We start from the raw sequence: 22,917 nt of genomic DNA on the forward strand, positions 1-22,917 counted from the left end.
ATTCAGCCCAGCAGCGCCACCGTCTTGATTTGTGCCCAGAGCGGCTTGCCCTCGATGACACCAAGCTGATCGGCCGAGCGCCGGGTGATGCGGGCCAGTAGCGGCGTGCCCTGAGCATCGAGCCTGACCAGAACGTTCGCGGGCGTATCGGCAGCGACTATCTGCTCGACGCGAGCGGGCAGCAGATTGCTGATGCTGGTGCCTTCTGCGCGTTCCAGGGCCAGGCTGACGTCCCTTGCGTGGACTCGAAAGCGCAACCGCTGACCGATCGCTTCGTCGCGCTGCGCCACCAGCACGTCGCCGCCGGGAAATACCAGTCGCGTCAGGTGATAGGCCGGATCATGTTCGGCGATCTGCGATTCGATGACCACGCCCGCGTCTTCGCTGAATGCGATCGGCAAATCGAGGCGGGCGAGGGTTTCGTGCAACCCGCCCTGGGCGATCACGCGGCCTTCTTCCAGCAGCACCACGTGATCGGCAAGTCGTGCCACCTCATCCGGTGAATGGCTGACGTAGATGACTGGAATTTCCAGTTCGTCATGCAGCCGCTCAAGGTAAGGCAGCACCTCTTGTTTACGCTTGAGATCCAGGGCGGCCAGTGGCTCATCCATCAGCAACAATCGGGGGCTGGTCAGTAACGCTCGGGCGATGGCAACGCGCTGGCGTTCGCCGCCGGACAGGTGCTCCGGCATGCGCTCCAGCAAATGCCCGATGCCAAGCAGCTCCACGGTCTGATCCCAGACGACGCGCCGCAGGTGGGCAGCGACGCGTTTCATGCCGAACTCGAGGTTGCGCCTGACCGTCAGGTGCGCGAAAAGGTTGGCATCTTGGAAGACGTAGCCGAGGGCTCGCCGGTGAGGCGGTACGAACACCCGGCTGGCCGAGTTCTGCCAGCATTCGCCGTTCACTTCGAGCAAGCCGGTGCCGGCACGTTCCAACCCGGCGATGCAGCGCAGGCAGCTGGTCTTGCCGGACCCCGAATGGCCGAACAGTGCGGTGACGCCGCGCCCCGGCAGTTGCAGGTCGACATCCAGGGTAAAGCCGGGATGCCTCAGTTTCAGTTTGGCGTTGATAGCTGTCTGGCTGGTGGTCATCCACGCCACCCCTGCCTGAAGCGACTGCTATAGAGAATGAGCAGCACCAGAAACGAGAACAGCAGCATCCCGCCGGCCAGCCAGTGCGCCTGGGTGTATTCCATCGCCTCCACATGGTCGTAGATCTGCACGGATACCACCCGGGTCCTCTCGGGAATGTTACCGCCGATCATCAACACCACGCCGAACTCGCCCACGGTATGGGCGAAGCCGAGAATGCTGGCGGTGATGAAGCCGGGTTTGGCGAGTGGCAATACGACGCTGAAGAAGCAGTCCAGCGGGGCGGCGCGCAAGGTTGCCGCAGCTTCCAGCGGCCTGTCGCCAATGGACTCGAAGGCATTCTGCAACGGCTGCACCACAAAGGGCATGGAATAGAACAACGACCCCACGACCAGACCCGCGAAGGTAAAGGGCAGCGTGCCGAGACCGAGAAACTGCGTCAGCTCCCCGACCGGGCCGTTGGGCCCCATGGCCACCAGCAGATAGAAGCCCAGCACGCTCGGTGGCAGTACCAGGGGCAGTGCCACCACCGCGCCGATCGGACCTTTCAGCCGTGAGCCTGTGCGTGCCAGCCACCAGGCGATGGGTGTCCCGATCACCAACAGCAACATAGTGGTGATACCGGCAAGTTTGAGCGTCAGCCAGATTGCCGAGAGGCTCGCATCATCCAAGGTTGGCATGGCGTGTCACTCCGGGTTATAGCCGTACGCCTTGATTACGTCAGCCGCCTTTGCGCTTTGCAGGTAGTCGAGCAATGCTTGCGCCGCCGGGTTGCCGCGACCTTTGGCCAGTAGCAGAGCGTCTTGTCGAATCGGTGGATGATAAGCGGCAGGGACGATCCAGGCCGATCCTTGCCGAATCTCGCCCTCTTCGAGCAACTGGGATAGGGCGACGAAGCCGAGCTCCGCGTTGCCGCTGGCAACGAACTGATAGGTCTGAGCGATGTTTTCACCCTGTACCAGCCTGGCTCGTACCGAATAGGCTAGACCGAGCCTTGCCAGTGTCGCCATCGCCGCGGCGCCGTAGGGAGCGGTTTTCGGGTTGGCGATGGCCAGGTGGCGAAAGGGTCGCTGCGTCAGCACTTTGGCCTGATCATCGACGTAACCCTCTTTGTCCGACCAAAGCACCAAGGTGCCGATGGCGTAGGTGAAGCGACTCCCGGCAACGCCCAGCCCTTCGCCTTCCAGTTTGCTTGGGATTTCTTCATCTGCGGCCAGCAGGACCTCGAAAGGTGCGCCGTTGCGGATCTGCGCATAAAGCTTTCCAGTCGAGCCAAAGGCCAGCAGCGCCTGGTGGCCTGTGTCTCGTTCGAAGCGTTCGGCGATGACGTGCATCGGCGCGGTGAAGTTCGAAGCCACCGCTATCTGCACCTCCGCCGCATGGCTGGGCAGGGGCAGCCATGCGGCTGCCAGCGTAATAAATATTCCGCGGATACTGTTCATCGTTTCCTTAATCCACAGCAATGATGACGTGTGACGCCTTGATCAGCGCGGTACAGGGCTGCCCAACAGCCAATCCGAGCTCCTCGGCGCTTTCGCTGGTGATGATCGCGCCCAGCGTCCGGTTGCCGGACAACATCAGCTTTACCTCGCAACTCACTGCGCCGGGAGTCAGGCCGCTGATAGTGCCGCTCAGCCGATTGCGGGCGCTGATCTTCACGGCCGGGTCCGGTGACAGCAGCACGAAGCTGGCCTTGATCAGCGCCATCGCGGTCTTGCCCGGCGCCAGCTGGAGTTCGTCGATGCTGTCGTTGGTCAGGGTGGCGGTGATCGTCTGACCTTCACCGATATCGAGGCTCAGGCTGCCGTTCACCGCGCCTTTCTCGACGTGGGTGATACGACCACGGAACTGGTTGCGTGCGCTGGTCTTCATGGCAATCGCTCGGAGAAGTTTGTCGATGTCGTCGAAGCCTTCGATGCCCTGCGCTACCTGCGCGAGAAAGCGTTCGTACTCGTGCTGCATGCGTTGCCAGACATGCAGCATTTCGCGGCCGAAGTCCGTTAGCTGGGTGCCGCCGCCTTTGGCGCCGCCCACGGCGCGAATCACCAGCGGACGTTCCGACAGATTGTTCATGGCATCCACCGCATCCCAGGCGGCCTTGTAGCTGAGATTGATGGCCTTCGCCGCGCGGCTGATGGAGCCGGTTGCCTCGATCTGTTCCAGCAGTTCAATGCGCTTGCCGCCGAGGTAGCCTTTCTCGCCGCGGTTGAACCAGAGTTGCCCGTCGATGCGCAACGGGGCGAGAGGTTCGGGGTTGCTCATGGTTGGCTCCTGGTCGAGAACGACTATTCTGCTGCCGCTATATAGATTTGTATATAACGAAGCTGTGCCCGCGCGATGAGTTTGCCGACGGGCGAGGCTAGACGTTGCCGGCTCGTCATGGCGGGAGTAGCGTGGTTGCGATCCTGTCTGGAGATGTCCCATGAGAATCCGTCTGTTTGTCGCCTCCCTTGCGTTGATTCTGCTGGCTGGCCCCGCTGCGGCGAATGAATGCCCGGCGTTGTTGCAGCATGAACTGCCGAAACTGCGCTCCAAGGAAACGATCGACCTCTGCCAGCAGTTTCAAGGCAAGGCGCTCGTCGTGGTCAATACCGCCAGCTTCTGTGGCTTCGCGCCGCAGTTCAAAGGGCTCGAAGCGCTCTATCAGCGATATCGGGAAGAGGGTCTGGTCGTGCTCGGCGTGCCGTCGGATGACTTCTTTCAGGAGTCCGATGACGCAGCGGAAACGGCGGAGGTCTGTTACGTCAATTACGGCGTGACGTTCCCCATGGCCCAGACCCAACCGGTGCGGGGCAGCGATGCGATACCGCTGTTCAGGGAATTGGCCGAGCAGGCAGGAGGGGCGCCACGCTGGAACTTCTACAAATACGTAGTCGATCGCAACGGCAAGGTGGTGGACTATTTTTCCAGCAAGGTCGAGCCGGACGATCCGAAGCTGATCGCGGCAGTAGAAAAAGCGTTGAGCAAGTAGCGAGGGGAAAGAAGCCCCGGCCGAGCGGCCGGGGCAGGTGCATCAGAAGCGGTAGCTCAGAGCAGCGCCAAAGCCGTGGGCGCTGTTTTCGTAGGTGGCGTTGTATATACCCTTGGATGGATGCTCGTGCCGTACTTTTGTTTCTTCTTCCCAAAGATACGAGTAAGCGAGGTCAACCGTAACGTCGTCAGTCGGGTTCCAGGCCAGGCCCACGCTTACCGCAGTTCGATCGCCCGTGGGGATGCGAGGCGAGCGGTCTGTATTGTTGGTTGGGCTTTGATCGAAGGCGAGACCGGTACGCAGGGTCCATTCCTTATTCACCTTGTATGCGGCGCCTAGGGCATAGGACCAGGTGTCATGCCAGTTCTGTTCTTCGACGATGGGGGCAAGGCTTGGCTGCAACGGGCCAGGAATTCCTTGGTTTTCAATCACGATGGCTTCGAAGCGGCTCCAGCGAGTCCACATGGCGCCGGCATACAGGGTCCACTGGTCGTCGAGATCGTGAGTGATCGACATATCCACCGATTCCGGCGTGTCGAGGTCCAACGATGCGTCGTATTCGCCGGAAGCCTGTAGGCCAACGGCTGCAAACTGGTCAAAGCCTGCGCCCGAAAGCTTGGTCTCGCCTTCGAGTTTGTATTTGACCTTGGAATGATACGTAACGCCTGCACGGGTTTGTGGCGAAAACTCATAAAGCAAGCCGGCGTTGAAACCTAGCGCCGTGTCGTCGCCTTTGACCTTGACCCGCCCATCATTGATCCCGGGAGTGAAGCGGCTTAGCGAAGCGCTTTCTAGCTGGCCATCGATACGGTTAATTGTCGGCCCAAAGCCGATCGACAGCTTTTCGTTGAAGCGATAACTGACAGTCGGCTGAACTGTAATTACGCGCACTTCGCTGTAATCGCCGTGGTAGCGTCCTTGGAAGCCACTTTCATAATCGGCGATAAGGCCGAATGGCACGTAGACACCAACGCCGATTGCCCATTTATCATCGATCGGTTTGACGTAGTAACCCATCGGTACAGCCGTGACCGGCACCATGTCGCCGTCGTTGCTTCCGCCGACTGGGCCGCGTAGGCCGCCAGGACCCTGTGGGGTAAACGCAGAGGTATCTTTAATATCGGTCTTGGCGCTGATCGCCGCCATCCCGAAGCTAACTTCCTCACGCTTGAGGCGCGACATGCCGGCTGGGTTGCCGAACAGGGTGGTGGCGTCGTCGGCAGAAGAAGAGCGGCCTGCGAAAGAGGTGCCCATGCCGCTGATGCTTTGCTCATTGAGCGCGAAGCCGGCGGACATCACCTGAGTGGAAAGGGCGCCTACGGCTATTGCAATGGCGGTCTTCAACCAAGTTGTTTTCATTGTTGTACTCCAAGGGAAAAAGCGGCTCGGACCCTATCAAGCTTCTCTGATCCCTCGCAAATGAAAGAGTGCAATTTTTCGTAAAGGAACGACGATTGGCGGCGATAAGCGATCGATTAGTCGATAAAACCCCTAAGCCGAATCCTGACCATTCAGTCATTTTTCCCTTTTCAAGCGACAGGTCGGCTTGGATCTGTAATCCACTCACTCCAGGAGCCTGAATAAAGTCGCGCCAGCGGGTATCCCGCGAGGCACAGCGCAAACAGGTTATGGCAGGCCGTCACGCCGGACCCACAGTAGGCCACCAGGGTGTCGGTCGATCGGCCCGCTAGTTGCTGGTCGAACCGTGAGCGCAACTGCTCGGGTGGGAGAAAGCGCCCGGTGGCGTCGAGGTTTTCGGTGAACGGTACGCAGCGAGCGCCTGGAATATGTCCGGCCACCGGATCGATGGGCTCGTGCTCGCCGAGAAAACGGGGAAGGGCACGAGCGTCAAACAGGGCCAGATCGGTCTGCTGCAGGCGCGTGAGCAGTTGCTGAGCATCTATCAGCAGGTCTTTATCCGGAGCTCGTCGAAATTGCCCGGCTGAATGCGGGTCTGTTCGCCGGTCATCACACCTCCGGCTGCGCGCCAGGCTTTGAAACCGCCATCCAGCAGACACACGCCGCTGCGCTTGCCCAGCCATGCCAGCAACCACCAGGCCCTTGTTGCAAACGCGCCGGGACCGTCGTCGTAGAGCACTATTTCACTGTCGCTGCTCAGGCCTGACGCGCGAAGGCGCTCAATCAGCCTGTCAGGCTGCGGCAAAGGGTGGCGGCCCGTCTGGCCAGGTATTACCGGATCTGACAGGTCTTTTTCGAGGTCGAGGTATATCGCGCCGGGAATATGGGCCTGCTCGTAGCTGCGTCTGCCGTACTCGGGATCTTCCAGGGCAAATCGGCAATCGAGAATCCGCAGATTCGGCTCTGAGAGCCGTGCGGCCAGTTGGTCGGTATCGATCAGTTGGGCAAGCGGCATGGAGGGGCTCCGTTCGGATTGTTGGGCCAGACGTTATCACGCGGAGGCGACGCTACCGATGAATGCGCTGCGAATAGCGGGGCACGATATATACTGCGCGCCTTTTCGCCCGTACGCCGGTCGTAATACCGAACAACAAGGAGGGCCTAGTGGCCATCGAAACTCAATGGGTGCTGGATGATGCGCATCTGGCCCGCCTTTGTGCCGAGTGGCGCCAGCTGCCTTATGTAGCGGTGGACACCGAGTTCATGCGGGTCGATACTTTTTATCCTATCGCCGCCCTGTTGCAGGTCGGTGATGGACGTTGCGCCTATCTGATCGATCCATTGCTCATTACCGATTGGACCGCGTTTGCCGGACTGCTGCAGGACCAGGCCGTTGTCAAGGTCCTGCACGCCTGCAGCGAGGACCTGGAAGTGCTTTGGCGCTTGACGGGTAGCCTGCCGATGCCGTTGTTCGATACGCAACTTGCTGCCGGATATTTGAACATTGGCTTTTCCATGGGCTACTCACGCTTGGTACAGAGCGTTCTGCACATCGAGTTGCCCAAAGGCGAAACGCGTTCCGACTGGCTTCAGCGGCCACTGAGTGAGATGCAGGTGCGCTATGCGGCCGAGGATGCCCAGCATCTGGCCGAGCTGTACGAGGCCTTGCTGCCGAAGCTGTCAGACGAAAAGCGTGCCTGGGTGCAGGAAGACGGCGCCGAGCTCGTGGCGAATCTTCAGCGCGAAACGGATCCTGACGAAGCCTATCGTGACGTCAAGCAAGCCTGGCGGCTCAAGCCGAAACAGCTCGCCGTGCTGCGTGTTTTGACCGCTTGGCGCGAGCGCCAGGCGCGGGCGCGAAACCAGCCACGCAATCGCGTACTGCGCGAGCACAGCCTGTGGCCGCTGGCACGCACCCAGCCAACCGATCTGGTGAGTCTGGCGCGCATCGACGACATGCACCCGCGCACCGTGCGTCAGGATGGCGAAACCCTGCTCGAACTTATCCGTATCGCTGCCGCCACACCTGAGCAGGACTGGCCTGAGCCTCTGCCAGAGCCGTTGCCGCTAGAGGCCTCGGGGCTGCTGAAAACGCTGCGGGCGGTCGGCCAGCGCGAAGCCCAGGCCCTCGATATCGCCCCCGAACTGATGCTGCGTAAGAAAGTGCTCGAAGCCTTGTTGAAAACCGGTTATCCGGATGGCCCCTACGAGCTGCCCGATTCGCTACGTGGATGGCGTCGCGAGCGGATGGGCCAAGCGCTCCTTGATGTACTGGAAGAGACTTCATGAAACGCATCTGCTCTATCTATAGAAGCCCACGCAAGAACGAAATGTACCTGTACGTCGAGCGTAGCGAGGCGTTAGCGCGCGTGCCTGAAGCGCTGCTTGCCGCGTTCGGTCCACCGCAGCACGCCTTCGATATGGTCCTAACGCCCGAGCGTAAATTGGCTCGGGAAGACATCGTGACGGTGCTCGATAACCTGGAAAAGCAGGGTTACCACCTTCAAATGCCGCCGCCTGAGGAGGAATACATCGAGCACCTGCCGGACGAGTTGCTGCGTCGCAACGATCCCATGTGAAAACCATGATCCGGTGGCCGCTGGTCGCCTGGCCGTCTGTTGAATCGCCGCCGGCCGTGCCGCGCTTGGCCGGCCGGGCGGCAGTGGCTAGACTCGCAACTTTGATTCGAGATGACATGTCATGGCGGCAAAAGTCGAACCTTTTTGGAAGCGCAAAGCCCTCGCCGAACTGGATTCGGCCGAGTGGGAGTCGCTGTGCGACGGTTGCGGGCTGTGCTGCTTGCAAAAGCTCGAGGATGAGGAAGACGGCAGCGTTTACTACACCCGCATCGCCTGCAAGCTGCTCGATCTAAAGAGTTGTCGCTGTACGGACTACCCCAACCGGCGGGCCAGTGTGCCTGACTGTGTTCAGCTGACCGCGGTGGATGCGGCGCAATTCAAATGGCTGCCGCCCACCTGTGGCTATCGCCTGGTGGCCGAAGGCAAGGATCTCCCGCTCTGGCATCACCTGGTATGCGGTGATCCGGATGCAGTGCATGCCGAGCGTATCTCCCAGTCCGGCCGGATGCTTGCTGAGGGTTCCGTCGCTGAAGATGACTGGGAAGATCATCTGATTTTTCGGGCCGGTTGAATCTACCTTCAGTCGCACCGTCATAGCACTGAACCCAATCTGGAGCCGCTCGATGTCCCTCCGTCAGTTACCGCTGCTAGCTGTTCTGTTGTTGCTGTTCATCGCTCCGACCCAGGCTGCCAAGCGGGTCGACCTTGATTTCATCGTCAGGTTCGTCCCCGAGCGGGACGTTGCTGAGGTCGAGTTGCACCTCGAGGATGGCAGCGCCATCAGATACCTCGATTTCAATCTTGGCGATGCGGGACTTTATAGCGATTTCGAAACCGATGGCGAAGGCGCCTGGCAGCAGGAGGGCGATCGCGGTGTCTGGCGACCGGCTGCCGGCAAGGCGCGGCTGAGCTATCGGGTTAAAGTCAGCCATCAGCGCAAAAGCGGCCGCTTCGATGCGCGGATGACCGATGACTGGGCGTTGCTTCGCGGTGACGATCTGGTTCCGAGCGGTCGCCTTGATCAGCAGGACGGCATGCGGCTGGTCTCGCGGTTGAAAGTTGAGCTTCCGAAGGGGTGGAAGAGTGTCGAGACGGGCTGGCCGCGCATCGGCAAGAACCGCTTTCGCATCGATAATCGTGAGCGCCTTTTCGACCGCCCTACGGGTTGGATTCTTGCCGGCAAGCTTGGCAGCCGCCGGGCCAGGCTGGGTGAGACGGATGTGACGGTGGCGGGCCCGGTAGGCGAGGGGCTGCGGCGCATGGATATCCTTACGCTGCTGACCTTCGTCTGGCCTGAAGTGCAGAACGTATTTCCCCGTGATCCGAAGAAGCTGCTGGTCGTCGGCGCCGGTGATCCAATGTGGCGGGGCGGCCTGTCCGGCCCGAATTCACTATTCATGCACGCTGATCGTCCGCTGGTCAGCGAGAACGGCACCAGCTCTCTAGTGCATGAACTGGTCCATGTGTTCAGCCGTATCACCGATGCCGATCGCAGCGACTGGATCAGCGAGGGCTTGGCCGAGTACTACGCCATCGAACTGATGCGCCGTGCTGGCGGCATGAGCGAAGACCGCTACCAACGCGTTCGTGAGCATCTGACCAAATGGAGTCGCAAGGTGGACAGCCTGCGTACGGAACGCTCCAGTGGCCCTGTTACGGCCAGGGCGGTGTTGCTGCTGCAGGAGCTCGATCGCGAGATCCGTCAGCGCAGCAAGAGCCGTCACTCGCTGGACGACGTCGCGCGGGGTCTGATGCGTCTCGACAGGGTCACCACCGAAGATTTCATCGATATCACTGAAACCATGCTGGGCGGCGGCTCGGCCGTTCTGGATACTCGCCTGCTGCGTTGAGGCGCCGGGCGGTGTCTTGCAGCAGGCGCGCTTGCGGCGCGGAGTTTCAATCCACAGGAGTTGCCATGCGTCTTATCGATCTTCGCAGCGACACGGTTACCCAGCCTACGGCGGGTATGCGCGAGGCCATGTTGACGGCAGCCACAGGCGACGATGTTTACGGCGAAGATCCGACTGTCCGGCAACTGGAACAGACGCTCGCTGCGCAGCTGGGCCTGCAGGCCGGATTGTTCGTCCCCAGCGGCACCATGAGCAATCTGCTCGCGCTCATGGCGCACTGTGAGCGTGGCGACGAATACATTACCGGCCAACTGGCGCATACCTACAAATACGAGGCCGGCGGCGCCGCGGTGCTCGGTTCGATTCAGCCACAGCCGGTCGAGATGGAGCCTGACGGCACTCTGGACCTGGAACGAGTCGCCGCGGTGATCAAGCCGGACGACTTCCATTTCGCCCGTACTCGCTTACTGGCGCTGGAAAACACCATGCAGGGCAAGGTCCTGCCGCCCGCGTACCTGGCCGAAGCAAGGGCCTTTACGCGTGAGCGCGGGCTTGTGCTGCATCTAGACGGCGCTCGGCTGTTCAATGCGGTCGTCAAGCTGGGTTGCACGGCCGAGGACATCAGTCGTCACTTTGACTCGGTATCGGTGTGCCTGTCGAAAGGGCTGGGCGCGCCGGTCGGCTCGGTGCTGTGTGGTGACGAAGCCTTCATCGGCCGGGCACGGCGGTTACGCAAGATGGTCGGCGGCGGCATGCGTCAGGCCGGTGTGCTGGCCGCGGCCGGACTCTATGCGCTGGAGCACCAGGTGCAACGCCTGGCCCAGGATCATCAGCGCGCTCGTGAGATTGCTGAAGGGCTGGAGGGGCTGGGCTACGCGGTCGAGCCGGTGCAGACCAACATGGTCTATGTACAGATGGGCGAACGTGCAGGGGCGCTGAAGGCGTTCTGCGCGGAGCGTGGCGTCATTCTGACTGCGGCTTCGCGGCTGCGGATGGTGACACACCTGGACGTACAGCCAGAGCATGTCGAGCCGATCTTGGAATGCTTCGCCGCATTCGTCAGGTCATAGGCTCGAATCGCTGTCGAATAGCTTGATTCAATCTTATTTATCCCCTATGCGCGCGGCGTGGGCCCGATATAATGCGGCCCTTTGCCGGCTATCCGTTTGGATAGTTGCGAACCGGCTCCGGGCGCTGCTTCGCCGTGTCGTTTTGCAGCCGTTCGGCCGCTGTCTTCTGGAAGAAATCTATGAAAAGCGCAGAAATCCGTGAAGCCTTCCTCCGCTTCTTCGAAGAGAAGGGCCACACCCGTGTGGCTTCCAGTTCGCTGATCCCGGCGAATGACCCGACCCTGCTGTTCACCAACGCTGGCATGAACCAGTTCAAGGACTGCTTCCTTGGTCTGGAGAAGCGGACCTATACCCGCGCGACCACCAGCCAGAAGTGTGTGCGGGCCGGTGGCAAGCACAACGATCTGGAGAACGTTGGCTATACCGCGCGCCATCACACGTTCTTCGAGATGCTCGGCAATTTCAGCTTTGGCGATTATTTCAAGCGCGACGCTATCTCCTACGCCTGGGAATTCCTGACTTCGGAAAAATGGCTGGGTCTCCCCAAGGACAAGCTGTGGGTCACCGTCTATGCAAGCGATGACGAGGCTTACGATATCTGGACCAAGGAAGTCGGTGTGCCGGCCGAGCGTATGGTGCGCATTGGCGACAACAAGGGTGCCCCCTACGCCTCGGACAACTTCTGGGCGATGGGTGATACCGGGCCTTGTGGCCCATGCACCGAAATTTTCTTTGACCATGGCGAGCACATCTGGGGCGGCCCGCCCGGTTCGCCGGAAGAAGATGGCGATCGCTACATCGAGATCTGGAACAACGTCTTCATGCAGTTCAACCGCACCGCTGATGGCGTGATGCATCCGCTGCCGGCGCCTAGCGTCGACACCGGGATGGGGCTGGAGCGCATCAGCGCAGTGTTGCAACACGTCAACTCCAACTACGACATCGACCTCTTCCAGAGCCTCCTCAACGCCTCCGCTCAGGCCATTGGTTGCAGCAACGACGGACAGGCCTCGCTGAAAGTTGTGGCCGACCACATCCGTTCCTGCGGCTTCCTCATCGCTGACGGAGTGACCCCGTCGAATGAAGGTCGCGGCTATGTGCTGCGCCGAATCGTCCGTCGCGCCTGCCGCCACGGCAACAAGCTGGGCGCCAAAGGTAGCTTTTTCCACAAAATCGTCGCCGCGCTGGTGGCGGAGATGGGCGATGCCTTCACCGAGCTGAAAACTCAGCAGGCGCACATCGAGCGTGTGCTGAAAACTGAGGAAGAGCAGTTCGCTAAAACCCTCGAGCAGGGCCTGAGGATTCTTGAGCAGGATCTGGCCGAGCTGAAGGGCAGTGTCATCCCGGGCGAGTTGATCTTCAAACTCTACGACACCTACGGTTTCCCGATCGACCTCACCGGCGACATCGCGCGCGAGCGCGAGCTGACGCTGGACGAGGAGGGCTTCGAGCGGGAAATGGAAGCTCAGCGTGAGCGCGCGCGTTCGGCCAGCGCTTTCGGCATGGATTACAACAGCCTGGTCAAGATCGAGGGCGAGACCCGCTTTACTGGCTATTTGGGAACGTTCGGCAACGGCAAGGTGCTCGCTCTGTTCAAGGAAGGCATGGCGGTGCAGAGCCTGGCGGCCGGCGAGGAGGGCGTTGTTGTTCTCGACGAGACGCCGTTCTATGCCGAATCCGGTGGTCAGGTTGGTGATTGTGGTTATCTGTCCGCCGAGGGCTTGCGTTTCGATGTGCGCGATACCAGCAAGGCAGGTGGCGCATTTCTGCATCATGGCATCCTCGATAACGGCAGCCTGCAGGTCGGCGCGACCGTCGAAGCCACTGTCGACGCCTCGGTTCGTCAGGCGACGGCGCTGAACCACTCTGCTACGCATCTGCTGCACGCGGCGTTGCGCCAGACCCTCGGCGAGCACGTTACTCAAAAGGGCTCGCTGGTCGATAGCCAGCGGCTGCGCTTCGACTTCAGCCATTTCGAGGCGATCAAACCTGAACAGCTGAAAGCGCTGGAAGACAAGGTCAACGCTGAGATTCGCAGCAACACGCTGGTGGATATCGAAGAAACTGACATCGAAACGGCCAAGAGCAAAGGCGCAATGGCTCTGTTCGGCGAGAAATATGGTGATCAGGTGCGGGTGCTGACCATGGGTGACGGCTTCTCGGTCGAGCTCTGTGGCGGGACCCATGTCAAGCGTACCGGTGACATCGGCCTGTTCAAGATTGTCAGCGAAGGCGGCGTTGCGGCGGGCGTAAGACGTATCGAGGCGGTTACCGGCCAGCAGGCGTTGGCCTACCTGAACGGTGCCGAGGAACAGCTGAAAGAAGCGGCTGTGTTGGTCAAAGGTAATCGCGACAATCTGCTGGACAAGCTGAGTGCGATGCTGGAACGCAATCGGCAGTTGGAGAAAGAACTCGAGCAGCTCAAGGCCAAGGCGGCCAGCGCCACCGGCAACGATCTTGCCGGCTCCGCTGTGGACGTGAAGGGCGTGAAAACGCTGGCTGCGCGGGTCGATGGCCTCGACGGCAAGGCGTTGCTGGCATTGGTCGATCAGCTGAAGAACAAGCTTGGTAGTGGCGTTATTCTGCTCGGTGGTGTGCAGGATGAGAAAGTCGTGCTGGTGGCGGGCGTCACGCAGGATCTCACTGGTCGTTTCAAGGCTGGAGATTTGATGAAGCAGGCTGCTGCGGTCGTCGGCGGCAAGGGCGGCGGTCGTCCGGACATGGCTCAGGGCGGCGGAAGCGACGCTGGGCGACTCGACGAAGCGTTGGCTCTTGCCGCGGCGTTCGTTGAGCAGGCTGTGTAGTCAGGGCGATGGTGAGCTCGTCCGGTTGCAGTCAGATGCAGGCGGAGGCGTATCACGATGTCTCGCGATCCGGGCAGGCCGCTGTCCGGACGCACCTTGCGCTGCTTGGGTAGATTATTTAATAAGCGCCCGTGATGGGCTTAGGCGGCTATGAAATGGCTTTGATCGTACAGAAGTTTGGTGGTACGTCGGTGGGCTCCGTCGAGCGCATCGAGCAAGTGGCGGCAAAGGTCAAGAAATTCCGTGATAACGGCGACGATATCGTCGTGGTGGTCTCGGCCATGAGCGGTGAAACCAATCGCCTGATCGAGCTGGCTAAACAGATCAGCGAACAGCCCGTGGCTCGCGAGCTGGACGTGATGGTGTCAACCGGCGAACAGGTCACCATCGCTCTGCTGGCGATGGCATTGATCAAGATTGGCGTGCCGGCAGTGTCCTACACAGGCGGCCAGGTTCGCATTCTGACCGACAGCGCTCATACCAAGGCGCGCATTCTGCAAATCGATGCGCAGCACATCCACAAGGAGCTCAAGGCCGGTCGCGTCGTCGTCGTCGCAGGGTTCCAGGGGGTGGACGACTGCGGCAACATCACCACGCTCGGACGTGGTGGTTCGGACACCACAGGCGTGGCGTTGGCCGCTGCGTTGAAGGCTGATGAATGCCAGATCTATACCGATGTCGACGGCGTCTATACGACCGACCCTCGTGTTGTGGCCAAAGCTCAGCGCCTCGACAAGATCACCTTCGAAGAAATGCTTGAAATGGCAAGCCTGGGTTCCAAGGTGCTGCAGATTCGTGCCGTGGAGTTCGCCGGTAAATACAGCGTGCCGTTGCGCGTGTTGCACAGTTTTCAGGAGGGTCCTGGCACCCTCATTACCCTTGATGAAGAGGAATCCATGGAACAGCCCATCATTTCCGGCATCGCTTTCAATCGTGACGAAGCCAAGCTGACCATTCGTGGTGTGCCGGATACGCCCGGGGTAGCGTTCAAGATTCTCGGGCCGATCAGCGCGGCGAACGTCGAGGTCGACATGATCGTGCAGAACGTCGCGCACGATAACACCACGGATTTCACCTTCACTGTTCACCGGAACGACTACCATAACGCGTTGCACGTGCTCGAAAGTATTGCGCGAGACATGGGCGCTCGAGAAGTTATTGGCGATGTAGACATTGCCAAGGTATCGATCGTCGGCGTTGGCATGCGCTCGCATGCGGGCGTTGCAAGCCGGATGTTCGAGGCGCTGGCGAAGGAAAATATCAACATACAGATGATCTCTACCTCAGAAATCAAGGTTTCCGTAGTGATCGAAGAAAAGTACCTGGAGTTGGCGGTGAGGGCTCTGCATACCGCGTTCGAGCTGGATGCTCCCGCCGGAAAAGGCGAGTAATCGACGGAATTGCGATTAATTCGCACCTTCCGTCGATTGTATGGGAATAAAAAGGAACTTTAGAGTCGCCCCCACTGGTCAATAGCTGGTGAAAGGCTCTAGGCCCGATGTCTCACGGAACATTATCCGTTTTTATCTTTGCAGACTGTTTACTGAATTGAATCCGTTTTAAGGAGAAAGGAATGCTGATTCTGACTCGCCGGGTCGGAGAGACCCTGATGGTGGGTGACGACGTGACTGTCACCGTGCTGGGTGTCAAAGGAAATCAAGTGCGCATAGGAGTGAATGCACCCAAAGAGGTAGCGGTGCATCGCGAGGAGATTTATCAACGGATCCAGAAAGAGAAAGACCAAGAACCAAGCCATTAATATTTATGTGATTTTTGGCTTTGCAAGCGGGGTAAAGATGGGTATCATGCGCCCCGTGTTGCGGAGAGGTGGCCGAGTGGCCGAAGGCGCTCCCCTGCTAAGGGAGTACATCTCAAAAGGGTGTCGGGGGTTCGAATCCCCCCCTCTCCGCCATTTTGCATAGGTTAGTTGGTGGGCTGGTTTAGCATTGCGGTTTGGTGAGAATTCATTGAATCAAAAGGGCTTGACCAGCAAATTCACAAACTTATAATGCGCACCCTCAGTGCACTCATAGCTCAGCTGGATAGAGTACTCGGCTACGAACCGAGCGGTCGGAGGTTCGAATCCTCCTGAGTGCACCATATTACAAAGAGCTGCAAAACTGCGGTTCGATGTTGTAACCAGCGGTGATCTGGTTTATCAAGCGCCTAATGCACTCATAGCTCAGCTGGATAGAGTACTCGGCTACGAACCGAGCGGTCGGAGGTTCGAATCCTCCTGAGTGCACCAAATCAGAAAGGGCCTGCAGCGATGCAGGCCCTTTTTTGTTTACGGTTTTAGCGCTTGCCGCGAACACATCCTTGTTCATCAAAGCTGATGGTTCGTGTTTGTCCCTTGTCGCTGACGTAGCGATACTGTGTTCGTCCGTTGCGGCTGGTAACGGCATCGGGTGTGCCGAATGCGCTATCGATATCGGAGCGCGTCATTCCGGGGAGGACTTGCTGGCTGATTATCGCATTACGTCTCGCGCTGCCCGTTACTCGGTTTCCACAACCGTCATCCTTCTTGCCGATAACGGTTAACTGCCTGCTAGGTTGTTTTTCGTGCCTCGTGCGTCGCTCTCTTGGTTTAGCCAGAGGGACTGCTTTGCCTGAGCTTGGTGTTGGGTTCTGCGCTGTTTGGATCTGAGCGGTCTGATTAGTTGGGCAGCCCTGCCGGGTGAAGGTGAGGTTGCCGGCTTCATCAACGCAGCGATAGATATTCGCGGCAAACGCTGGGGCAGTTGTGAGAAGCAGGGTGTAGCAGCTCGCGATGAGCAACTTGTTCATGTCGTCCTCCTTGACGATTGGTCGGGCCAGCCTAGCTAATAATTTCCTGTCTGGCAGTCGTGCCTTCTCGCAACGTGAAGGCGTCGACATTGATAGCCAGTCACCACTAAGGCTGCCGCAAGCGGTTGTATTGCCTGTATTTGATAGTCTGGCTTGCTGGTTGCGGTGGTATTATTGCGTGGTCCGCCCTTCCGGGCTCCTGGATCCCCCTCATGGATTTGCCCTGTAGTCGTATAAAACTTTCGCTTGCCAATCACGTATCGAATGATTGATCCCCTGGCGCACTCCGATTGCTGGGGGTGGAGTGCGCCATGACCGAAGTAGAAGCAAAAAAGCCGCAGGAGAGTCTCCAGGATCGTCTGGCGCAAGTCGTCGAGCTGCTTCATCGACATAGGATCGTTGAAGACCTGGCGTATCGTCAGGGGCAGGAAGGGCAGCACCGGGAGGTGGTCGAGAATCTGGTGCATCGCCAGAATCTCGTCGAGCTACAACGCAAGTTGGAGGCGCTGCACCCGGCTGACATCGCCCACATCCTTGAAGCTCTGCCTCTCGACGATCGGCTGACAGTCTGGCAGCTGGTCAAATCGGATCGCGACGGCGACATTCTGCTCGAAGTTTCCGACGCCGTTCGCGAGACGCTGATCGCCGACATGGACGATCACGAACTCCTTGCGGCTGCCAAGGAAATGGATGCCGACGAGTTGGCGGATCTGGCCGCTGAGTTGCCGCGCGACGTCGTGCATGAGTTGATGGAGACGCTCGATGCGCAGCAGCGCGAGCGTGTTCGCTCGGCTCTGTCCTACGAAGAAGACCAGGTCGGTGCGCTGATGGACTTTGAGATGGTCACGATCCGTGAGGATGTGAGTCTTGAAGTTGTGCTGCGCTATTTGCGGCGCCTGAAGGAGCTGCCGGGGCACACCGATAAGCTGTTCGTCGTCGATTATGATGGCGTGCTGAAGGGTGTTCTGCCAATCAAGCGGTTGCTAGTCAACGATCCGGAGCGTCATGTTTCCGAGTTTATGGCCAGCGATCCGGTGACGTTCCATCCGGACGAGGATGCCTATGAGGCGGCGCAGGCGTTTGAACGCTACGACCTGGTGTCGACTCCCGTTGTGGACAAGAGCGGGAAGCTCATCGGGCGCCTGACCATCGATGAGATGGTCGACCTGATCCGAGAGGAAAGTGAAACCGAAGTGCTCAACATGGCAGGTTTGCGCGAAGAAGAAGATATCTTCGCGTCGGTCTGGAAGTCGCTGCGCAACCGTTGGGCCTGGTTGGCGGTCAATCTGATCACGGCTTTTATTGCCTCGCGTGTTATCGGTCTGTTCGATGGGTCGATTGAAAAATTGGTAGCACTCGCCGCCTTGATGCCAATAGTCGCCGGTATTGGCGGTAACTCCGGAAATCAGACTATCACGATGATTGTTCGAGCCATGGCGCTGGATCAAATGGGCACTGGTAACAGCGCTCGCTTGCTGCGCAAGGAAGCCGGTGTCGGCATGCTGAATGGTCTGATATGGGGCGGGGTTATCGGCATTGTGGTCTATTGGCTATACGGAAGCTGGTCGCTGGGTGTCGTGATGACCGCAGCTATGACCTTGAACCTGCTGCTCGCGGCCTTGATGGGGGTGCTGATCCCGGTGACGCTGGCACGCATGGGTCGCGACCCTGCGTTGGGTGCTAGCGTCATGATCACCGCTGTGACCGATAGCGGTGGTTTCTTCATTTTTCTCGGTCTTGCGACCCTTTTTCTGCTCTGATCCCTTCCATCTGCGACGGCTTGGCGTTTGCCTTGCACTTGTATTTCGGGCTACTGTTCGGAGGTTTCGCTTCGGCGAAGCCTTTGAACTCGATGCGAATAACAGGCGGCCCGAGCTGCTGACTGAAAGGGAATCCCGATGACCCCCAGCGAACTCCTGCTTGAAGGCGTCGAACTTATGCTATTCGGCATAGGTTCTGTCTTCGTCTTCCTCGTTTTGTTGATTGTTTGCATTCGCCTGATGTCCTTTGTGATCGGCCGCTTCGACAGTACGCCGGCAGCTCAGGCTATCTCCATCAGGCCTGCGTCTGTCGCGGCCGACATCGACGCCGACCTTCTTGCAGCCATTCAGGCCGCCGTCCATCAGCACCGCGCTCGTCGCGGTTGATTCAGAATAGAGAGCTCTCCTCATGACTTCTGTCAAACAGCCGCTCGGCATTACCGATGTGGTGCTTCGTGATGCGCACCAATCCATTCTGGCCACCCGCGTTCGTCTTGAAGACATGCTGCCGATTGCCGGCAAGCTTGATCAGGTTGGCTTCTGGTCCGTCGAATCCTGGGGCGGCGCGACCTTCGACGCCTGCATTCGCTATCTCGGTGAAGACCCATGGGAGCGCATCCGCGAATTGAAGAGAGCGATGCCCAACACTCGCCAGCAGATGCTGCTGCGTGGTCAGAACCTGCTGGGTTATCGGCATTACGCCGACGATGTGGTTGAAAAATTTGTCGAGCGGGCGGCGGTCAACGGCGTTGATGTGTTCCGCGTGTTCGATGCGATGAACGACCCGCGTAATCTGGAAACTGCGCTGCGTGCCGTCAAGCAGCAGGGCAAGCATGCTCAGGGTACGATCTCCTACACCACCAGCCCGGTGCATACCCTGGAGATGTGGGTCGATCTGGCCAAGCAGATCGAGGACATGGGTGCTGACTCAATCGCCATAAAGGACATGGCCGGCATTCTCGCGCCCTATACGGCCTTTGAGCTGGTCTCGCGATTGAAAGCGAGCCTGTCCATTCCTATTCATATGCAGTGTCATGCCACGGCCGGGCTCTCGACCGCTGCGATTCTCAAGGCGGTTGAAGCAGGCATCGATAATGTTGATACCGCCATTTCGTCGCTGTCGATGACCTACGGGCATTCGCCGACCGAATCGGTGGTGGCGATTTTTCAGGGTACTGAGCGCGACACAGGGCTCAATCTTGAATTGTTGGAAGAGATCGCTGCGTATTTTCGCGAAGTACGCAAAAAGTATGCAAAGTTTGAAGGCACGCTCAAGGGCGTCGATTCGCGCATTCTCGTGGCTCAGGTGCCCGGCGGCATGCTGACCAACATGGAAGGGCAATTGAAGGAGCAAGGGGCGCTCGACAAGTTCGACGAGGTACTCGCCGAGATCCCTCGCGTCCGCGAAGACCTCGGCTTCATTCCGCTGGTCACGCCTACTTCTCAGATCGTTGGCACTCAGGCCGTGATTAATGTGCTCACTGGCGAGCGCTTCAAATCCATCACCAAGGAAACCGCCGGCATTCTCAAAGGTGAGTATGGCTCCGCGCCAGCTCCCTTCAATGCCGAACTGCAGCAGCGTGTGCTCGACGGTGCGGACGTCATCACCTGCAGGCCTGCTGATCTGCTACAGCCAGAAATGGACAAGCTGACCGCCGAGCTGAAAGGACTGGCGCAGGAAAAAGGCATCAAGCTAGCCCCGAACGAGATCGACGACGTCCTCACTTATGCGTTGTTTCCTCAGATAGGCCTCAAGTTCCTTGAGAACCGGGGCAACGCCTCTGCTTTCGAACCAGTGCCTACTGGCAAGGAGCAGGCGCCGCGCGTAGCCGACGTGCCCGAAACCTACACCGTCGAGGTTAATGGCAAGTCGTTCGTCGTCCAAGTCAACGAGGGTGGCGATATCGAGGGGATCAAGCCGGTCGGCGGTGGGGCAGGCGTACCACCAACAGCTGCTAGCGCACCGGTCTCAGGTACAGGCGAGCCTCAGCCGGCGCCGCTTGCAGGCAATATCTTCAGGGTGCTCGTACAGCCCGGTCAGCTGGTCCAGGAGGGTGACTTGGTAATCATCCTCGAAGCCATGAAGATGGAAACCGAAATCCGTGCATTCAAGGCCGGCACCGTCTCGGGTGTGAACGTCAAGGTCGGCGACGCGGTGTCGGTGGGCGATAGCCTGCTGACCATCGCTTAAGGAGTGCTGCATGGATAAGTTGCTCAAGCTGTGGCACAGCACCGGCTTGTATCACCTGGAGCCCGGTCAGCTGCTGATGATCGTGGTGTGCCTGGCATTGATCTATCTGGCGATTCGCAAGGGATTCGAGCCCTTGCTGCTGATCCCGATCGGGTTTGGTGGCCTGCTCGCCAACATCCCGGTGGCCAACATGGCCGAAGGTGCCGGTATCTTGCATCTGTTCTACGAAGTCGGTTTGCCGACCAGCGTGTTCCCGCTGTTGATCTTCATGGGCGTCGGTGCGATGACCGACTTCGGGCCAATGCTGGCGAATCCGAAGACGTTGCTGCTTGGCGCGGCGGCACAGTTCGGCATCTTCGCCACCTTGCTTGGTGCGTTGTCGCTGGCCGCGATGGGTATCCCGGGGATGGAGTTCACCCTTCGAGAGGCGGCTTCGATCGCCATCATCGGCGGTGCCGATGGCCCCACCTCGATCTTCGTCACCGCGAAGCTCGCGCCGCATCTGCTCGGTCCCATCGCCGTGGCGGCCTACTCGTACATGGCGCTGGTTCCGTTGATTCAGCCACCGATCATGCGCGCGCTGACCACCAAGGAGGAGCGCGCCATCGTCATGACGCAGCTGCGCCATGTTGGCCAGGCCGAAAAGATCGTCTTCCCGCTCATGCTTGCGTTGATGGTCGGCATGCTATTGCCGGATGCCGCTCCGCTGGTGGGTATGTTCGCGTTCGGCAATCTGCTCCGCGAATGTGGTGTGGTTGACCGCCTGGCTGATACCTCGCGAAACGCCTTAATCAACATCGTGACCATTGGTTTGGGGCTGACCGTCGGTTCCAAGCTATCTGCTGAAGCCTTCCTGCAGATGAAGACGCTTGGCATTCTCCTGCTCGGCATGGTCGCGTTCTGCGGCGGTACCGCGGCAGGTGTGCTGATGGCCAAGGTGATGAACATGTTCAGTACAAACAAGATCAACCCTCTGATTGGTTCTGCAGGTGTCTCGGCGGTCCCCATGGCGGCACGGGTATCGAACAAGGTAGGGCTTGAGGCGAACCCGCAGAACTTCCTTCTCATGCACGCGATGGGACCGAACGTGGCGGGGGTTATCGGCTCGGCGGTGGCTGCAGGGGTGCTGCTGAGCTTTGTAGGCTAGACGAGCTTGTTCAACAGCGGTATGCGCGACGGGAGCTGACGCTACGAGGACGATGCCTGTATCGATAGATGCAGGCATTTTTTTGCGTATCGGTACTTGTCCGCTCGGTCGACAGCAAGTGGGGGTCAGGTACGCAGGATCGCTTCAGTTCGGAGCGGGAAAGGACAAACGCCCCGACTGGTGTCGAGGCGTTTGAAGTGCTCTGCAGGGCTGTCGATGACGTCAGTCTTCGTCTTTCGCGGCTTCGGTATCTTGGGCGATCAGGGCGATCAAGGCGTTCTGCTGGCGATGGGCAAGCTGGCGGAAGCGCTGAAGTAGCTCGCGCTCGTGAAGTGTCAGTTCCGGGCTGTCCAGGCGCATATTCAGATCGTCATCGAGCGCGCCTTCCTGCAAAAGGCTTTGCTCTAGACGAGCGATGATCTCCGAGTTCATGCTGCGATGATGGTTGCGCGCAACCTCAGCGATCCGCTCACGCATTCCGTCTGGTAGCCGAACCACGAACTTGTCAGCCGTGCGGCTGGAATAAACTGCCTGCTTCATAGGGCGCATATTAAACCGGTTAGTCAGGTGGGCGATGGTGGCTTATTGCCGTTCTAGTCACCGGTCTGACAACCAAACAGCGCTCGCTGTTCCACGACCTGCAAAAAAGATACTAGGCGGCTTAATGACGTCAATTATACGACGTCATGACTGGGAGTAAAGGCTCACTGATAGCAGTTGGCCTTTACTGTGATCCACCGCTGATCTTTATGTGCTAACGGCGATGCTAGCGGAGCACAGGATCGAATTTGATTCGACGACCGATCAGTAGAGAGATCATGAATAGGATCCCGAAAAACACCGTACCACCTTCGACCAAAGTGGCCCACATGCCTGGTAGGCTAGTGCCAACGCTCAGAGCCCCGCAAGCGACGCTGAGTAAAAGAAACAAGCATGCATAAATCGACATTGGTTCGCTCCTTGATAAGACCTTCGGCTGCTGAAAACCGCTCCTTAAAAGACCCAGCGCTGTGGCTGCGCGGGCTTGCGTAGTTCTGTTCCGCTGATGGTCTGTGCCGAAGCAGAGGGCATCTGACTGCGCAGGATTTGGCTTTGTGTCGACAATGCCGTGGTTTGCGAGTGATCTGTGGCTGCGGTCGTGTCCTGCCAGTGGACCGCAGCGACAGCAGCCAAAACCGCGGTGCTGAAGAAATAGGCTGGGCGTAGCATCGGCGTCTCCTTCGCATAATGATCCCAGAGACTTAAGCATTCGGCGTGCCAGTTTTTTCTTAAAAAATATCTTTTAAAATCAGTAACTTATCGAGG

21 protein-coding genes, 3 tRNA genes and 1 pseudogene are annotated in these 22,917 nt (G+C 59.1%); 16 read left to right on the top strand and 9 right to left on the bottom strand.

Translation table 11 applies throughout. The features are described from left to right. Positions 1–2 precede the first annotated feature (2 nt). From modC to DQ405_RS13070, 4 genes are read right to left on the bottom strand one after another with little or no spacing between them, the layout of a single operon-like run. Positions 3–1,094 (bottom strand): molybdenum ABC transporter ATP-binding protein, encoded by a 1,092-nt coding sequence (modC, locus tag DQ405_RS13055; protein ID WP_168424612.1) that lies wholly within the window; start codon positions 1,092–1,094, stop codon positions 3–5. Beyond that, positions 1,091–1,774 carry a molybdate ABC transporter permease subunit gene (gene modB / locus DQ405_RS13060; RefSeq protein WP_168424613.1) on the bottom strand — a complete coding sequence of 228 codons (684 nt, stop codon included), beginning with the start codon at positions 1,772–1,774 and terminating at the stop codon, positions 1,091–1,093. Before modB ends, modC begins: the two co-directional genes overlap by 4 nt. 6 nt (positions 1,775–1,780) lie before the next feature. Continuing rightward, positions 1,781–2,536: a molybdate ABC transporter substrate-binding protein gene (modA, locus tag DQ405_RS13065; protein ID WP_168424614.1), complete on the bottom strand. Its 756-nt coding sequence runs from the start codon at positions 2,534–2,536 to the stop codon at positions 1,781–1,783. A gap of 7 nt (positions 2,537–2,543) precedes the next feature. Continuing rightward, positions 2,544–3,356, bottom strand: a complete 813-nt coding sequence (locus DQ405_RS13070) for a TOBE domain-containing protein (protein WP_168424615.1) — start codon at positions 3,354–3,356, stop codon at positions 2,544–2,546. Positions 3,357–3,516: 160 nt separating this feature from the next. Here DQ405_RS13070 and DQ405_RS13075 point away from each other — a divergent pair, with 160 nt between their 5' ends. Beyond that, complete coding sequence (locus tag DQ405_RS13075; protein WP_168424616.1) at positions 3,517–4,065, top strand: glutathione peroxidase; 549 nt, start codon at positions 3,517–3,519, stop codon at positions 4,063–4,065. A gap of 42 nt (positions 4,066–4,107) precedes the next feature. Here the strand turns inward: DQ405_RS13075 and DQ405_RS13080 are convergent, their stop codons facing one another. Continuing rightward, complete coding sequence (locus DQ405_RS13080; RefSeq protein ID WP_168424617.1) at positions 4,108–5,424, bottom strand: OmpP1/FadL family transporter; 1,317 nt, start codon at positions 5,422–5,424, stop codon at positions 4,108–4,110. Between the two features lie 170 nt (positions 5,425–5,594). Then, a pseudogene (locus DQ405_RS13085) lies at positions 5,595–6,439 on the bottom strand (sulfurtransferase). A gap of 149 nt (positions 6,440–6,588) precedes the next feature. Between DQ405_RS13085 and rnd the strand changes: the two are divergent. The 11 genes from rnd (at position 6,589) to DQ405_RS13140 (ending at position 15,975) form a co-directional block, all read left to right on the top strand. Then, complete coding sequence (gene rnd, locus DQ405_RS13090; RefSeq protein WP_168424618.1) at positions 6,589–7,713, top strand: ribonuclease D; 1,125 nt, start codon at positions 6,589–6,591, stop codon at positions 7,711–7,713. Continuing rightward, complete coding sequence (locus tag DQ405_RS13095) at positions 7,710–8,003, top strand: YcgL domain-containing protein (protein ID WP_168424619.1); 294 nt, start codon at positions 7,710–7,712, stop codon at positions 8,001–8,003. Before rnd ends, DQ405_RS13095 begins: the two co-directional genes overlap by 4 nt. A gap of 121 nt (positions 8,004–8,124) precedes the next feature. Next, complete coding sequence (locus DQ405_RS13100) at positions 8,125–8,574, top strand: YcgN family cysteine cluster protein (RefSeq protein ID WP_168424620.1); 450 nt, start codon at positions 8,125–8,127, stop codon at positions 8,572–8,574. Between the two features lie 52 nt (positions 8,575–8,626). After that, positions 8,627–9,853 carry a M1 family metallopeptidase gene (locus DQ405_RS13105; protein WP_168424621.1) on the top strand — a complete coding sequence of 409 codons (1,227 nt, stop codon included), beginning with the start codon at positions 8,627–8,629 and terminating at the stop codon, positions 9,851–9,853. Between the two features lie 65 nt (positions 9,854–9,918). Next, a complete protein-coding gene (ltaE, locus tag DQ405_RS13110) occupies positions 9,919–10,923 on the top strand; it encodes a low-specificity L-threonine aldolase (RefSeq protein WP_168424622.1) in 1,005 nt (334 codons plus the stop codon). Between the two features lie 179 nt (positions 10,924–11,102). Next, complete coding sequence (gene alaS / locus DQ405_RS13115) at positions 11,103–13,727, top strand: alanine--tRNA ligase (RefSeq protein ID WP_168424623.1); 2,625 nt, start codon at positions 11,103–11,105, stop codon at positions 13,725–13,727. Positions 13,728–13,882: 155 nt separating this feature from the next. Next, positions 13,883–15,118 carry an aspartate kinase gene (locus DQ405_RS13120; protein ID WP_168424624.1) on the top strand — a complete coding sequence of 412 codons (1,236 nt, stop codon included), beginning with the start codon at positions 13,883–13,885 and terminating at the stop codon, positions 15,116–15,118. 182 nt (positions 15,119–15,300) lie between these two features. Then, positions 15,301–15,486 carry a carbon storage regulator CsrA gene (csrA, locus tag DQ405_RS13125; RefSeq protein WP_003283978.1) on the top strand — a complete coding sequence of 62 codons (186 nt, stop codon included), beginning with the start codon at positions 15,301–15,303 and terminating at the stop codon, positions 15,484–15,486. Positions 15,487–15,548: 62 nt separating this feature from the next. Then, a tRNA-Ser gene (locus tag DQ405_RS13130) sits at positions 15,549–15,639 on the top strand. Between the two features lie 111 nt (positions 15,640–15,750). Next, positions 15,751–15,827, top strand: a tRNA-Arg gene (locus DQ405_RS13135). Positions 15,828–15,898: 71 nt separating this feature from the next. After that, positions 15,899–15,975, top strand: a tRNA-Arg gene (locus DQ405_RS13140). Between the two features lie 47 nt (positions 15,976–16,022). Here the strand turns inward: DQ405_RS13140 and DQ405_RS13145 are convergent. After that, positions 16,023–16,514, bottom strand: coding sequence for a DUF4124 domain-containing protein (locus DQ405_RS13145; RefSeq protein WP_168424625.1), 492 nt, complete (start codon positions 16,512–16,514; stop codon positions 16,023–16,025). Positions 16,515–16,825: 311 nt separating this feature from the next. Between DQ405_RS13145 and mgtE the strand changes: the two genes are divergently transcribed. The 4 genes from mgtE to DQ405_RS13165 all read left to right on the top strand — a co-directional run bounded on the left by mgtE (position 16,826) and on the right by DQ405_RS13165 (position 21,612). Beyond that, the gene (gene mgtE / locus DQ405_RS13150) at positions 16,826–18,274 is read left to right on the top strand and encodes a magnesium transporter (RefSeq protein ID WP_168424626.1); all 1,449 of its coding nucleotides are present in this window, start codon (positions 16,826–16,828) and stop codon (positions 18,272–18,274) included. Positions 18,275–18,412: 138 nt separating this feature from the next. Beyond that, entirely contained in the window at positions 18,413–18,661 is a 249-nt protein-coding gene (locus DQ405_RS13155) for an OadG family protein (protein ID WP_168424627.1), read from the top strand. A 22-nt stretch (positions 18,662–18,683) separates the two neighbouring features. Beyond that, positions 18,684–20,465 (top strand): sodium-extruding oxaloacetate decarboxylase subunit alpha, encoded by a 1,782-nt coding sequence (gene oadA, locus DQ405_RS13160; RefSeq protein ID WP_168424628.1) that lies wholly within the window; start codon positions 18,684–18,686, stop codon positions 20,463–20,465. Positions 20,466–20,475: 10 nt separating this feature from the next. Then, positions 20,476–21,612, top strand: a complete 1,137-nt coding sequence (locus DQ405_RS13165) for a sodium ion-translocating decarboxylase subunit beta (RefSeq protein ID WP_168424629.1) — start codon at positions 20,476–20,478, stop codon at positions 21,610–21,612. A 222-nt stretch (positions 21,613–21,834) separates the two neighbouring features. On the opposite strand, the gene DQ405_RS13170 is transcribed toward DQ405_RS13165, so the two are convergent. Together DQ405_RS13170 and DQ405_RS28280 are read right to left on the bottom strand one after the other, a co-directional pair. Beyond that, positions 21,835–22,161 (bottom strand): Arc family DNA-binding protein, encoded by a 327-nt coding sequence (locus tag DQ405_RS13170; RefSeq protein WP_168424630.1) that lies wholly within the window; start codon positions 22,159–22,161, stop codon positions 21,835–21,837. A 217-nt stretch (positions 22,162–22,378) separates the two neighbouring features. Further along, on the bottom strand, positions 22,379–22,861 hold the full coding sequence (locus DQ405_RS28280) for a PA3371 family protein (protein WP_342030415.1): 483 nt from the start codon (positions 22,859–22,861) through the stop codon (positions 22,379–22,381). Positions 22,862–22,917: the final 56 nt, after the last annotated feature.

Source organism: Pseudomonas sp. SST3 (genome assembly GCF_003325755.1).